12 protein-coding genes are annotated in these 13,473 nt (G+C 71.2%); all 12 read left to right on the forward strand.

What is annotated here, in order from left to right; genetic code table 11:
- The first annotated feature begins 52 nt into the window (after nucleotides 1-52).
- The 12 genes from AB0C22_RS02235 to nuoH all read left to right on the forward strand — a co-directional run bounded on the left by AB0C22_RS02235 (nucleotide 53) and on the right by nuoH (nucleotide 13,472).
- Nucleotides 53-1,300 carry a cell wall anchor protein gene (locus AB0C22_RS02235; RefSeq protein ID WP_357532993.1) on the forward strand — a complete coding sequence of 416 codons (1,248 nt, stop codon included), beginning with the start codon at nucleotides 53-55 and terminating at the stop codon, nucleotides 1,298-1,300.
- 163 nt (nucleotides 1,301-1,463) lie between these two features.
- Nucleotides 1,464-2,174 (forward strand): demethylmenaquinone methyltransferase, encoded by a 711-nt coding sequence (locus tag AB0C22_RS02240; protein ID WP_357532995.1) that lies wholly within the window; start codon nucleotides 1,464-1,466, stop codon nucleotides 2,172-2,174.
- A gap of 67 nt (nucleotides 2,175-2,241) precedes the next feature.
- The gene (locus AB0C22_RS02245; RefSeq protein WP_357532997.1) at nucleotides 2,242-2,463 is read left to right on the forward strand and encodes a hypothetical protein; all 222 of its coding nucleotides are present in this window, start codon (nucleotides 2,242-2,244) and stop codon (nucleotides 2,461-2,463) included.
- A 135-nt stretch (nucleotides 2,464-2,598) separates the two neighbouring features.
- Entirely contained in the window at nucleotides 2,599-3,873 is a 1,275-nt protein-coding gene (locus AB0C22_RS02250; protein WP_208565512.1) for a geranylgeranyl reductase family protein, read from the forward strand.
- Between the two features lie 135 nt (nucleotides 3,874-4,008).
- A complete protein-coding gene (locus AB0C22_RS02255; protein ID WP_067300536.1) occupies nucleotides 4,009-4,374 on the forward strand; it encodes an NADH-quinone oxidoreductase subunit A in 366 nt (121 codons plus the stop codon).
- A 14-nt stretch (nucleotides 4,375-4,388) separates the two neighbouring features.
- Nucleotides 4,389-5,066 carry an NADH-quinone oxidoreductase subunit B gene (locus tag AB0C22_RS02260; RefSeq protein ID WP_067300532.1) on the forward strand — a complete coding sequence of 226 codons (678 nt, stop codon included), beginning with the start codon at nucleotides 4,389-4,391 and terminating at the stop codon, nucleotides 5,064-5,066.
- A gap of 105 nt (nucleotides 5,067-5,171) precedes the next feature.
- Entirely contained in the window at nucleotides 5,172-5,909 is a 738-nt protein-coding gene (locus tag AB0C22_RS02265) for an NADH-quinone oxidoreductase subunit C (RefSeq protein ID WP_357532999.1), read from the forward strand.
- Nucleotides 5,906-7,231 carry an NADH-quinone oxidoreductase subunit D gene (locus tag AB0C22_RS02270; protein WP_208565514.1) on the forward strand — a complete coding sequence of 442 codons (1,326 nt, stop codon included), beginning with the start codon at nucleotides 5,906-5,908 and terminating at the stop codon, nucleotides 7,229-7,231. Before AB0C22_RS02265 ends, AB0C22_RS02270 begins: the two co-directional genes overlap by 4 nt.
- Complete coding sequence (nuoE, locus tag AB0C22_RS02275; protein WP_357533001.1) at nucleotides 7,228-8,328, forward strand: NADH-quinone oxidoreductase subunit NuoE; 1,101 nt, start codon at nucleotides 7,228-7,230, stop codon at nucleotides 8,326-8,328. Before AB0C22_RS02270 ends, nuoE begins: the two co-directional genes overlap by 4 nt.
- On the forward strand, nucleotides 8,325-9,641 hold the full coding sequence (gene nuoF / locus AB0C22_RS02280; protein WP_357533003.1) for an NADH-quinone oxidoreductase subunit NuoF: 1,317 nt from the start codon (nucleotides 8,325-8,327) through the stop codon (nucleotides 9,639-9,641). Before nuoE ends, nuoF begins: the two co-directional genes overlap by 4 nt.
- 55 nt (nucleotides 9,642-9,696) lie before the next feature.
- A complete protein-coding gene (locus AB0C22_RS02285) occupies nucleotides 9,697-12,123 on the forward strand; it encodes an NADH-quinone oxidoreductase subunit G (protein WP_357533005.1) in 2,427 nt (808 codons plus the stop codon).
- Nucleotides 12,120-13,472 (forward strand): NADH-quinone oxidoreductase subunit NuoH, encoded by a 1,353-nt coding sequence (gene nuoH / locus AB0C22_RS02290; protein ID WP_219465892.1) that lies wholly within the window; start codon nucleotides 12,120-12,122, stop codon nucleotides 13,470-13,472. Before AB0C22_RS02285 ends, nuoH begins: the two co-directional genes overlap by 4 nt.
- Nucleotide 13,473 lies beyond the last annotated feature (1 nt).

The following is a 13,473-nucleotide window of genomic DNA, read 5'->3' on the forward strand; positions in this document are numbered from 1 at the left end:
TCGCCACATCAGCCACACCTTTCCCAGCAGTCCCTAGCCCCCCGGGGGATCGATGACTCTGTTCCACCGCTCGGCCCTGGCCCGTGTCGGCGCCGTGGCCCTGCTCGCCGTGGGTGGCCTGGCCACCGTCGCCGCCCCGGCCACCGCCGCCGACCAGGCGCAGCTCGACCTCGTTCCGCTCAGCTCCCAGCTGGCCCTGGGCGTCAAGGAGGCCAAGGCCAAGCCGTTGAAGTTCTCCGTCCAGAACTTCCGGGGTTCGGTCGACGCCAAGGACGTGAAGGTCACCGTCGAGACGGCGGGCCTGAAGGCGAACAAGGTCGGGGTGCTCAAGCCGGACGCCTGCGCCGCCAGCGGCACCGCCTTCACCTGCTCGCTGTCCGACCTGGGCGGCACCACCGACGACATCGCCGCCGGCACCACCGAGGAGTTCGGCATCCCGCTGTTCGGCACCGACACGCGCGGCAAGGGGGGCGTGCTGAAGGTGACCGTGAGCGGGTCCAACACCACCTCGGACTCGGTCGACCACGAGATCATGGTGGTCAAGCCCGGCTACGACCTGACCACCTGGGTGCAGGACGTCTACGCCGACGTGGTGGTCGACGGCGACGAGGCCGGCGAGAGCGGGCTGACCGGCGTCAAGCCCGGCGGCACCGCTCCGCTGGACTGGGCGCTCTACAACGGCGGCAGCCGCCGGGCCACCGGCATCTTCTACGGCATCGCGCTGCCCGACGGCGCCAGCTTCGTCGACCTGCCGGAGAGCTGCGTCATGCAGGACCTGGGCGGCGTGGTGGCGTACTGCGAGGACTCCGGCGCGGTGCTGCGGCCGGGCGAGTTCTACACCGCCGACGTACGGGTGAAGGTCGGCGCGGGCGTCACCGAGAAGGTGCTCACCCCGGGCGTGCTGTTCGCCAGTGGGCTGACCGAGGCCGAGGGTACGCCGGAGGAGGAGCCGCAGGTCGCCAGCAAGGCGCAGCGGAAGATCTTCACCGAGACCGACGACGGTGACAACACCTCGCTGTTCGACGTCTTCGTCGACCTGACCACCGGTCCGAGCCCGTCGCCGAGCCCGAGCCCGAGCACCAGCCCGACCGGTCAGCCGAGTCCGAGCGCCAGCGCCAGCCCGACCACCGGTGGTGGCACGGGTGGCGGCGACGGCGGTCTGCCGGTGACCGGCGCACAGGCCACCCTGATCGGGGGGATCGGTGCCGCCGTGCTGCTCGCGGGCGGGGTGCTGCTGATGCTCGCCCGTCGGCGTCGGCTCGTGCTGGTGACCCCGGGCGACGAGAAGCCGCGGAGCTGAGCGACGGCGGGTCGTCGCGCCACCGGGCGGTGGGACGTGGAGCGGGCGGGGTGGTCATCCACCCCGCCCGTCCTGCGTCCTGGTCGCCCCGGCCCGGGGTGACGGGCCGGGCGGGTGGCGACCCAGCGCCGGGTGGGTGGGCGGGGGCTGGCAGAGTGGAGGGGTGAGTCGTACCCCGCAGGGCCAGCGCGCCGGCCTGGACAAGTCCCCGCACGAGGTCGCCGCGATGTTCGACGGGGTGGCCGCCCGTTACGACCTGACGAACACGGTGCTGTCCTTCGGGCAGGACCGGTCGTGGCGGCGGGCCACCCGGGCGGCGCTCGGGCTGCTCCCCGGCGAGCGGGTGCTGGACGTGGGCGCCGGCACCGGGGTGTCGACCCAGGAGCTGGCCCGTTCCGGGGCGTACGCGGTGGGTGCGGATCTGTCGCAGGGGATGTTGCAGGCCGGGCGGCGGGTCCGGCCGGAGGTGCCGCTGCTGGCCGGGGACGCGTTGCGGCTGCCCTTCGCCGACGCCTCCTTCGACGCGGTGACGATCTCCTTCGCCCTGCGCAACGTCAACGACACCGATGCGGTGCTGCGGGAACTGGCCCGGGTGACCCGGCCGGGCGGGCGGCTGGTGGTCTGCGAGTTCAGCACTCCGGTGCAGCCGGCCTTCCGTACCGTCTATCTGTCGTACCTGATGCGGTCGTTGCCGGTGGTGGCCCGGACGGTGTCCAGCAACCCCGACGCGTACGTCTACCTGGCGGAGTCGATCCGGGCCTGGCCGGATCAGGCGGCGTTGGCGGCGCGGATCGGCGCGGCCGGTTGGGGCCGGGTGGCGTGGCGCAACCTGACCGGCGGGGTGGTGGCCCTGCACCGGGCCGTCCGTGGGTGACCGTGGGTGAACGGCGACTTTCCCTGATATCCGCTTTTGGTGCACTTTGCGACGTATGCTCCCGTGCATGACGGGAGTAGCACCCGGCGGCCCACCGGCCCCCACCGACGACGCCGCCGCCGAGCTTGCCGCCCAGCTCAGGGAGCTGGTCGGCGCGGACCCCGTCGAAGTTCGCCAGGTGGTGGCCGAGGTGCTCGGCGCGCTCGACCGGGCGGCGGGCGGAGCGCTGCGTGACCAACTTCCGGCGGCGATCCGGGCCGAAACCGGCCTGGACGGCGTCCGGAACTGACGGGCGGACCCACCCCGACCCGCATGTTTCCAGGAAGTTAGGTACCCCTCACCCGGCAGCGGAGTAACCACGGTCATAGACTCCAACCCGATCGGGCTTGTGAAGCATTTCACGAGCGTGCGGGAGGAGGCGCAGATGACTTCGGTGGAGAACGACGCCGACGTGATCGTGGTGGGCGCTGGTCCCGGCGGATCGGCTACGGCGTACCACCTGGCGCGGCACGGCGTACGCGTGCTGCTGCTGGAGAAGACCGAGTTCCCCCGCGAGAAGGTGTGCGGGGACGGGCTCACCCCCCGGGCGACCCGGCAGCTCATCCGGATGGGCGTGGACACCTCGCCCGAGGCCGGCTGGCTGCACAACAAGGGCCTGCGGGTGATCGGCGGCGGGGTACGCCTCGAACTGGACTGGCCCGACCTGGCCAGCTTCCCCAACTACGGCCTGGTCCGCACCCGGCTGGACTTCGACGACCTGCTCGCCCAGCGGGCGGTCTCCGCCGGTGCCGAGCTGCGCACCGGCGTCAACGTCATCGGCCCGGTGCTCGACGCCGACGACCGGGTGGTCGGGGTGACCGCCGAGGTCGGCCCCGACCGGGAGCCGGCCACCTTCCACGCCCCGCTGGTGGTCGCCGCCGACGGCGTCTCCGGCCGGTTCCCGCTCGCCCTCGGCCTGGCCAAGCGGGAGGACCGGCCGATCGGGGTGGCCGTGCGGCGTTACTACCGCTCGCCGGCCAAGCACGACGACGACTACCTGGAGTCCTGGCTGGAGCTGCGCAGCAAGGACAACGACGCGCTGCTGCCCGGCTACGGCTGGATCTTCGGCCTCGGCGACGGCCGGGTCAACGTCGGCCTCGGCGTGCTCAACTCCTCCTCCGCGTTCGGCAAGACCAACTACCGGCGGCTGCTCACCGACTGGCTGGCCAACACCCCGGCGGACTGGGGGATGACCGACGAGGCGAACGCCGACGGCCCGATCCTCGGCGCGGCGCTGCCGATGGGCTTCAACCGGGTGCCGCACTACACCCGGGGGGTCCTGCTGGTCGGCGACTCCGGCGGCATGGTCAACCCGTTCAACGGCGAGGGCATCGCGTACGCGATGGAGTCCGGCGAGCTGGCCGCCGAAGTCATCGTGCAGGCGCTGGCCCGGCCGGCCGGCCCGGAGCGGGAGCGGGCGTTGACCGCGTACCCGCAGGAGCTGAAGGCCCGGTTCGGCGGCTACTACCGGCTCGGCGGGATCTTCGTCAAGCTGATCGGCCGGCCCGAGGTGATGCGGATGGCGACCAAACACGGCATGCCGCACCCGATGCTGATGCGCTTCGTCCTCAAACTGCTGGCCAACCTGACCGACCCGCGCGGCGGGGACGCGATGGACCGGGTCATCAACGCGATGACGAAGGCGGCCCCGGCCGTCTAGACCGACCCGCCCGAGGCCAACGACGGTCCCGGGCGGGACAAGAGATCGACCCCCGCTGACGGACGTCACGGTGGACGTGAATAGTGTGAATTTTGTCAAGCACCTGGGGCAGGGGAAGGACGAGCAGGAGAAAAGATGTCGCTCTCGCCTTACGCACCGATCATCGGGCTGTTCGCCCTCGCCGCGGCGTTCTCGCTGTTCTCCGTGGCCGCCGCCCGCTTCGCCGGTCCCCGGCGCTACAACAAGGCCAAGCTCGAGGCGTACGAGTGTGGGATCGAGCCCAGCCCGCAGCCCGTGGGCGGCGGCCGGTTCCCGATCAAGTTCTACCTGACGGCGATGCTCTTCATCGTCTTCGACATCGAGATCATCTTCCTCTACCCCTGGGCGGTCTCCTTCGACGCCCTGCCGATCTTCGGCTTCGTGGAGATGGTCCTGTTCATCGTCGCGGTCTTCGTCGCGTACGCCTATGTGTGGCGGCGCGGCGGCCTGGACTGGGACTGAGGGAGGAACGTCAGATGGGCATCGAGGAGAAACTCCCCGCCGGCGTCCTGCTCACCTCCGTGGAGAAGCTGGTCAACTGGTCGCGGAAGTCGTCCGTCTGGGGCGCCACCTTCGGCCTGGCCTGCTGCGCCATCGAGATGATGGCGGCCGGCGGCCCGCACTACGACATGGGCCGCTGGGGCATGGAGGTCTTCCGGGCCTCGCCACGCCAGGCCGACCTGATGATCGTGGCCGGCCGGGTGAGCCAGAAGATGGCCCCGGTCCTGCGCCAGATCTACGACCAGATGGCCGAGCCCCGCTGGGTGTTGTCCATGGGCGTCTGCGCCAGCAGCGGCGGCATGTTCAACAACTACGCGATCGTGCAGGGTGTCGACCACGTCGTCCCGGTCGACATGTACCTGCCGGGCTGCCCGCCCCGCCCCGAGATGCTCATCGACGCGATCCTCAAGCTCCGCGAGAAGATCATGTACGAGCCGCTCGGCCCGAACGGCCGCAAGATGCAGGCGGCCCGCCTGGAGCGCGGCGACGTGCCCGTGGTGCCGTACGGCTCGATGCCGTCGTCGTACCGCAACGACAAGGCCCGCCGTGCCGAGTGGACGAAGGCGGTCCGCGAGGGGCGCGAGGAGCAGTTGCGGATCGAGAACTGGATGAACGCCCAGAACCACCTCCAGACCCAGGCTGGTCCCAAGTGAACGCGGCGCAGCGCAGCCCCGCAGTGGTGAACGGAGGGCAGGCAGGGTGAGCGCGAGGAGTGCAGCGCAGCGGAGCCCCGCAGTCGCGAACGGAGGGCAGGCACGGTGACCGCGCCGAACGACAGGAAGAACGACGGCGGGGTGCCGGTGCCGGTCACCCCGGCCGGTGCGACCAGCGGCGCTCCCGCCGAGCTGCCGCCGTCCAGCCCCGCCGGGCGCGGCATGTTCGGCATGCAGGGCACCGGCGACGTCTCCGGCTACGGCGGCCTGGTCCGCCATCGCACCCCGATCGAGGAGGCCCCCCGGCCGTACGGGGGCTACTTCGACGAGGTGCGCGACGCGCTGGAGGAGGCGTACCCGCACTTCGCCGAAGCGATCGAGAAGGTCGTCGTCGACCGGGGCGAGCTGACCCTGCACGTGCGTCCGGAGCGGATCGCCGAGGTCTGCCAGGTGATGCGGGACGACCTGGCGCTGCGTTTCGAGCTGTGCTCCTCGGTGTCCGGTGTGGACTATCTCGGTGCCGACGAGCGCCGGCTGCACGTCGTCTACCTGCTGACCTCGATGACCTACCGGCGTCGGGTCCGGCTGGAGGCGGCGGTGTCCGCCGAGAGCCCGCACCTGCCCAGCGTCACCGCCGTCTACCCGACGGCCGACTGGCAGGAGCGCGAGGCGTACGACATGTTCGGGGTCATCTTCGACGGCCACCCCAACCTGACCCGGATCCTGATGCCGGACGACTGGGAGGGCCACCCGCAGCGCAAGGACTACCCGCTCGGCGGGGTGCCCGTCGAGTACAAGGGCGCGGAGATCCCGCCGCCGGACCGTAGGAGGTCATACCAGTGACCACGTCCAACTACGCGACCGAACGGGAGACCACCGAGGGGCGGGTCTTCACCGTCACCGGTGGGGACTGGGACCAGGTCGTCTCCGGCACCGACCCGATCAACGACGAGCGGATCGTCGTGAACATGGGTCCGCAGCACCCGTCGACGCACGGTGTGCTCCGGCTGATCCTGGAGCTGGAGGGTGAGACGGTCCGCGAGGCCCGCTCGGTCGTCGGCTACCTGCACACCGGCATCGAGAAGAACCTCGAGTACCGCAACTGGGTGCAGGGTTCGACCTTCGTGACCCGGATGGACTACCTCGCTCCGATCTTCAACGAGACGGCGTACAGCCTCGCGGTGGAGAAGCTGCTCGGCATCACCGACGACATCACCGAGCGGGCCACCACGATCCGCGTGCTGATGATGGAGCTGAACCGGATCTCCTCGCACCTGGTGTGGCTGGCCACCACCGGCATGGAGCTGGGCGCGATCTCCATCATGCTGTACGGCTTCCGCGAGCGGGAGTACATCCTCGACATCTTCGAGACCATCACCGGCCTGCGGATGAACCACGCTTACGTCCGGCCGGGCGGGGTGGCGCAGGACGTGCCGGACGCCGCGATCGTCAAGATCCGCGAGTTCCTCACGATGATGCCGAAGAAGCTCAAGGAGTACGAGGACCTGCTCTCCGGCCAGCCGATCTGGACCGAGCGCACCCAGGGTGTCGCGGTGCTCGACGCGACCGCCTGCCTCGCGCTCGGCGTGACCGGCCCGGTGCTGCGCTCCGCCGGACTCGGCTGGGACCTGCGCAAAACCATGCCGTACTGCGGTTACGACAGCTACGAGTTCGACGTGCCGACCCACCCGGACGGCGACGTCTGGGGCCGCTACCTGGTCCGGCTCGCCGAGATCCGGGAGTCGCTCAAGCTGGTCGAGCAGGCGCTGGACCGGTTGCGGCCGGGCCCGGTGATGGTGGCCGACCGCAAGATCGCCTGGCCGGCGCAGCTCGCCATCGGCGTGGACGGCATGGGCAACTCGCTGGAGCACGTCGCCAAGATCATGGGTCAGTCGATGGAGTCGCTGATCCACCACTTCAAGCTGGTCACCGAGGGCTTCCGGGTCCCGCCGGGCCAGGTGTACGTCGGCATCGAGTCCCCCCGGGGCGAGCTGGGCGTGCACGCGGTCTCCGACGGTGGCACCCGACCGTACCGGGTGCACTACCGGGAGCCGAGCTTCGTCAACCTCCAGGCCCTCCCGGCGATGGCCGAGGGCGGCCTGATCGCCGACGTGATCGCCGGTGGCGCCTCGCTGGACCCCGTGATGGGTGGATGTGACCGATGAGTGTTTTCACTGAAGAGACCCGGGCCCGGGCGCGGGAGATCATCGCCCGGTACCCGGCCGACCGGTCCCGCTCGGCGCTGCTGCCGCTGCTGCACCTCGTGCAGTCCGAGGAGGGTTACGTCTCCCCGGCCGGGGTGACGTTCTGCGCCGAGGTGCTGGGCCTGAACAAGGCCCAGGTCGGCGCGGTGGCCACCTTCTACACCATGTACAAGCGCCGGCCCACCGGTGACTACCTGGTGAGCGTCTGTACCAACACGATGTGCAACGTGCTCGGCGGCCAGGAGGTCTACGACACCCTGGTCGAGCACCTGGGCGTCGGGCACGACGAGACGACCGCCGACGGGAAGATCACCCTGGAGCACGCCGAGTGCCTGGCGGCGTGCGACTACGGCCCGGTGATGACGGTCAACTACGACTTCTTCGACGGCGTCGACCCGCAGGGCGCGGTCGGCGTGGTGGACGAGCTGCGTGCCGGGGGCCGGCCGATGCCGACCCGGGGTGCCCGGCTGTGCACGCTGAAGGAGATGGCCGTGCAGCTCGCCGGGTTCGCCGACGAGCGCGACGGTGCGGTCGCCGACGGTGGGCCGGGTGCGGCCACCCTGCGTGGCCTGCGGCTGGCCGAGCAGCACGGCATCTCGGCACCGGGCTACGACCCGAAGACCCCGATCCGCAGCAAGGCCGAGGCCGACCGGGCCGCCGCCGAGGCGAAGGCGAAGGCCGAGGCCGCCAAGGCTCCCGCGCCGGCCGCACCGGCGGCGAAGCCGGAGCAGATCACCGGCAGCACCGCGCCGGACGTCAAGGCGCCGGACGACAAGTCGCCGCAGGTGCGTACCGCCGAGACCCGGCAGCCCGACGCGGCGACCGCCGCGCCGGACGCCCCCGGCACCAAGGTCCCGACGGACGGCCCGCCACCGGCGTCCCGCGACGCGCAGGCGGCGCAGGCGGCCGGGGTGGCCGCGAACACCCCCGCCGGTGACGGCAAACCCGCCGGCGACGAGGCCGGTGCGCAGGAGCGCAACCTCAAGGAAGCCGAGGCGGAAACGGGCGCTGCCGGCGCGGGCTCCGCCGTCGCGAGCGAGACGGGGGCCCAGAAGTGACCACTCCCCGGCCGGAGACCCTGGCCAAGCTGACCCCGGTGCTGACCCGGCGCTGGATCTCCCCGGACGCCTGGCGGATCGGCACCTACGAGAATCTCGACGGCTACGCCGCGCTGCGCAAGGCCCTCAAGGCCCACCCGGACGACCTGATCCAGCTGATCAAGGACTCCGGGCTGCGTGGGCGGGGTGGCGCGGGCTTCCCCACCGGCCTGAAGTGGGGCTTCATCCCGCAGGGCGACGGCAAGCCGCACTACCTGGTGGTCAACGCCGACGAGGGCGAGCCGGGCACCTGCAAGGACCTGCCGCTGATGACCCACGACCCGCACTCGCTGGTCGAGGGGGTCATCATCGCCTCGTACGCGATCCGGGCCAACCGGGCCTACATCTACATCCGGGGCGAGGCGGTGCACGCCGCCCGCCGGCTGCGCAACGCGGTGGCCGAGGCGCAGGCCAAGGGCTACCTCGGGCGCAACATCCTCGGCACCGGGTTCGACCTGGAGCTGGTGGTGCACTCCGGTGCCGGGGCGTACATCTGCGGCGAGGAGACGGCGCTGCTGGACTCGCTGGAGGGGTTCCGGGGCCAGCCCCGGCTCCGCCCGCCGTTCCCCGCCACCCACGGCCTGTACGCCAGCCCGACGGTGGTCAACAACGTCGGCACCATCGCCAGCGTCCCGTACATCGTGCTGGGCGGCGCGGACTGGTGGAAGTCCATGGGCACCGAGAAGTCCTCCGGGCCGATGATCTACTCGCTGTCCGGCCGGATCGCCAACCCGGGCCAGTTCGAGTGCGGTCTGGGCGTCACCCTGCGCGAGCTGATCGAGCTGGCCGGCGGGATGCAGCCCGGTCACCAGCTGAGGTTCTGGACGCCGGGGGGGTCGTCGACCCCGCTGCTCACCGCCGAGCACCTCGACGTGCCGCTGGACTTCGAGGGGGTGGCGGCGGCCGGCTCGATCCTGGGCACCACGGCCACCCAGATCTTCTCCGACCAGGACTGCCCGGTCTACGCGACCTACCGGTGGCTGGAGTTCTACCACCACGAGTCGTGCGGCAAGTGCACCCCGTGCCGGGAGGGCAACTACTGGATGGTCCGGGTCTACCGGCGCATCCTCGCCGGCCAGGGCACCCACGAGGACCTGGACACCCTGCTCGACACCTGCGACAACATCCTCGGCCGCTCGTTCTGCGGTCTGGGCGACGGCGCGACCAGCTCGGTGACCTCGTCGCTGCAGTACTTCAAGCAGGACTACCTCGACTACATCGAGGGGCGTACCGCGCCGAAGCTCTCCGACAAGTCTCTGGTTGGAGCCCACTGATGAGCGCGAGGAACGAGCTTGCGAGTCCCGCAGTCGCGAAGGGAAGGCGACTCTAATGACTGACGTGGCGAAGGCCGCCGAGACCGTAACGCTCACCATCGACGGCGTCGAGGTCACCGCCCCCAAGGGGGCGCTGCTGATCCGGGTCGCCGAGCAGTTGGGCACCGAGATCCCCCGCTTCTGCGACCACCCGCTGCTGGCCCCGGCCGGTGCCTGCCGGCAGTGCCTGGTGGAGGTGGAGGGGCAGCGCAAGCCGGTCGCCTCCTGCACCCAGACCGTCGCCGAGGGCATGGTGGTCCGCACCCAGCTCAGCTCCCCGGTCGCCAAGAAGGCGCAGGAGGGGGTGATGGAGCTGCTGCTGCTCAACCACCCGCTGGACTGCCCGATGTGTGACAAGGGTGGTGAGTGCCCGCTCCAGAACCAGGCGATGTCCACCGGCCGCACCGACTCCCGCTTCCACGAGCACAAGCGGGAGTACGTCAAGCCGATGGAGATCAGCACCCAGGTGCTGCTCGACCGGGAGCGCTGCGTGCTCTGCCAGCGCTGCACCCGGTTCTCCGAGGAGATCGCCGGCGACAAGTTCATCGACCTGATGGGCCGGTCGTCCGCCGAGGAGATCAACATCTACCGGGACGACGCGTACGGCGCGGAGGGCGACTCCGGCGACGTCCCGTTCAACTCGTACTTCTCCGGTAACACCGTGCAGATCTGCCCGGTCGGCGCGCTCACCGGGGCGCAGTACCGGTTCCGGGCCCGCCCGTTCGACCTGGTCTCCAGCCCGAGCGTCTGCGAGCACTGCTCGGCCGGCTGCGCCCAGCGCACCGACTGGCGGCGGGGCAAGGTGCTGCGCCGTCTCGCCGGGGACGACCCGCAGGTCAACGAGGAGTGGAACTGCGACAAGGGGCGGTGGGGCTTCCAGTACACCCGCGCCTTCGACCGGCTCACCACCCCGTTGGTCCGCGACGAGAAGTCCGGCGAGCTGCGGGAGGCGTCCTGGAGCGAGGCGCTGACCCGGGCCGCCGACGGGCTGCGGGCCGCCCGCGACGAGGGACGCGGCACGGCGGTGCTGACCGGCGGCCGGCTGACCGTCGAGGACGCCTACGCGTACGCGAAGTTCGCCCGGGTCGCCCTGAACACCAACGACATCGACTTCCGGGCCCGGCCGGTCTCCCGCGAGGAGTCCGACTTCCTGGCCAGCAGCGTCGCCGGGGTCACCGACGTGACCTACGCCGACGTGGAGAAGGCGTCCTCGGTGGTGCTGGTCGGGCTGGAGCCGGAGGAGGAGTGCCCGATCCTCTTCCTGCGGCTGCGCAAGGCGTACCTGAAGAAGAAGCTGACGGTCTACGCGATCGCCCCGTTCGCCACCCGGGGCCTGGAGAAGCTCGGGGCCAAGCTGGCCCGGGTGGTGCCGGGCGAGGAGGCGAGCGTGCTCGCCGAGCACGACACGGTGGCCGAGGCGTTGAGCGCCGAGGGCGCGATCCTGTTCGTCGGCGAGCGGCTGGCCGGGGTGCCCGGTGGCCTCTCCGCCGCCGCGGACGTCGCCCGGCGTACCGGTGCGAAGTTGGCCTGGGTGCCGCGGCGCGCGGGTGACCGGGGTGCGGTCGACGCAGGCTGCCTGCCCAACCTGCTGCCCGGCGGGCGTCCGGTGACCGAGCCGTCGGCCCGCGCCGAGCTGGGCGAGGCGTGGGACATCCCGGCCGGGGTGATCCCCAGCCAGGCCGGTCGGGACACCGACCAGATCCTGGCCGCCGCCGCGAACGGCCAGCTCGGCGCCCTGGTGGTGGCCGGGGTGGACCCGGCCGACCTGGCCGACCCGAGGCTGGCCGAGCAGGCGCTCGACGCGGTGCCGTTCCTGGTCAGCCTGGAGCTGCGCAACTCGGCGGTGGCCCGTCGGGCGGACGTGGTCCTGCCGGTCGCCCCGGTGGCCGAGAAGGCCGGCAGCTTCCTGGACTGGGAGGGTCGGCTGCGTACGTTCGAGGCGGTGTTGCACACCGCCGCGATGACCGACGCGCGGGTGCTGGACGCGATCGCCGCGCAGCTCGACGTCCGGCTCGGCACCGGCGACGTGTCGGGCATCCGCCGGGAGTTGGGCGCACTGCCGCCGACCCGGGCCGACCGGCCGGTCACCCCCTCGGTCTCCCCGGGGGCCGTGCCCCAACCGGGTGCGGGCGAGGCGGTGCTGGCCACCTGGCACCAGCTGATCGACCTGGGCAGCCTCACCGACGGCGACGAGCACCTCGCCGGCACCGCCCGCCCGCCGGTGGTCCGGCTGGGCAAGGGCACCGCCGAGACGCTCGGCGTTGCCGACGGCGACCCGGTCACGGTGGGCACCGACCGGGGTGCGGTCACCCTGCCGGCGGCCATCACCGAGATGCCCGACGGCGTCGTCTGGCTGCCGACCAACTCTCCCGGTTCGACCGTCCGGCGCAGCCTCGGCACCGCGTCCGGCACGGTGGTACGGATCTCCGGAGGTGCACAGTGAACACCCTCCTCCTGGCGCAGGACCCGACGCTCGCCGACTTCGGCCGGGACCCGTGGTGGCTGGTCCTTATCAAGATCGTCTTCGCGTTCGTCTTCGGTCTGCTCGCCACCCTGCTCGGCGTCTGGTTCGAGCGGCGGGTCGTCGGCTACATGCAGGTCCGGCCCGGCCCCAACCAGGTCGGCCCGTTCGGCCTGCTCCAGACCCTCGCCGACGGCCTCAAGATGGCCTTCAAGGAGGACATCCTCCCGAAGGCCGCCGACAAGGTGGTCTACTTCTTCGCGCCGGTCATCTCGGTGGTCTGCGCGGTCACCGCACTGTCGGTGATCCCGTTCGGCCCGATGGTGAGCATCTTCGGCCACCGGACCCCGTTGCAGGTCACCGACGTACCGGTGGCGGTGCTGGTGCTGCTGGCCTGCTCGTCGCTGGCCGTCTACGGCATCGTGCTCGGCGGCTGGGCCTCCGGCTCGACGTACCCGCTGCTCGGCGGCCTGCGCTCCAGCGCCCAGATGATCTCCTACGAGGTCGCCATGGGGTTGAGCATCGTCGCGGTGTTCATGACCGCCGGCACCATGTCCACCAGCGGGATCGTCGCCGCCCAGGGGGACGCCACCCGGCTCACCATCGCCGGCGTCGAGATCCCCGCCCCCGGCTGGTACGCGATCCTGCTGCTGCCCAGCTTCATCATCTTCTTCATCGCCACCGTCGGCGAGACCAACCGGGCGCCGTTCGACCTGCCCGAGGCCGAGTCGGAGCTGGTCGCCGGCTTCATGACCGAGTACAGCTCGCTGAAGTTCGCGCTCTTCATGCTCTCCGAGTACGTCGCCATGGTGACCATGTCCGCGGTGACCACGACGCTCTTCCTCGGTGGCTGGCGGGCCCCCTGGCCGATCACGCTGTGGGCGGACGCCAACACCGGTTGGTGGCCGATGCTCTGGTTCTTCGGCAAGGTGCTGCTGCTGGTCTTCGTCTTCGTGTGGCTCCGGGGCACCCTGCCCCGGCTGCGCTACGACCAGTTCATGCGCTTCGGCTGGAAGGTGCTGCTCCCGATCAACCTGGTCTGGATCCTGGTCCTGGCCGGGCTGCGCTCCATCGAGGACTGGCAGTCGCGGGACCGGCTGCTCGCCACCGCAGTCGGCGCGGGCGTACTGCTGCTGGCGACGCTGCTGTGGCCGAGTCGCAAGCCGGCCCCGAAGCCGACCCCGCAGGAACAGGCCGACAACCGGCCGTACGGCAGCTTCCCGTTGCCCCCGCTGGATCTACAGGTACCGCCGAGCCCGCGCACGAAGCGTGTGGTCGCCGAGCGGGAGCCGGCCAACATCGCCACCGGCTCCGACTCTCAGGAGGTGTGAC

Origin of the sequence: Micromonospora sp. NPDC048894, assembly GCF_040649765.1 — a bacterium.
Lineage (GTDB): Bacteria > Actinomycetota > Actinomycetes > Mycobacteriales > Micromonosporaceae > Micromonospora > Micromonospora antibiotica.

Excerpts from the sequence above, each read along its gene's own strand:
- AB0C22_RS02245 (WP_357532997.1), top strand. The coding sequence starts at position 2,242 with ATGACGGGAGTAGCACCCGGCGGCCCACCGGCCCCCACCGACGACGCC.
- AB0C22_RS02260 (WP_067300532.1), top strand. The coding sequence starts at position 4,389 with ATGGGCATCGAGGAGAAACTCCCCGCCGGCGTCCTGCTCACCTCCGTG.
- AB0C22_RS02255 (WP_067300536.1), top strand. The coding sequence starts at position 4,009 with ATGTCGCTCTCGCCTTACGCACCGATCATCGGGCTGTTCGCCCTCGCC.
- nuoE (WP_357533001.1), top strand. The coding sequence starts at position 7,228 with ATGAGTGTTTTCACTGAAGAGACCCGGGCCCGGGCGCGGGAGATCATC.
- AB0C22_RS02285 (WP_357533005.1), top strand. The coding sequence starts at position 9,697 with ATGACTGACGTGGCGAAGGCCGCCGAGACCGTAACGCTCACCATCGAC.
- AB0C22_RS02235 (WP_357532993.1), top strand. The coding sequence starts at position 53 with ATGACTCTGTTCCACCGCTCGGCCCTGGCCCGTGTCGGCGCCGTGGCC.
- AB0C22_RS02250 (WP_208565512.1), top strand. The coding sequence starts at position 2,599 with ATGACTTCGGTGGAGAACGACGCCGACGTGATCGTGGTGGGCGCTGGT.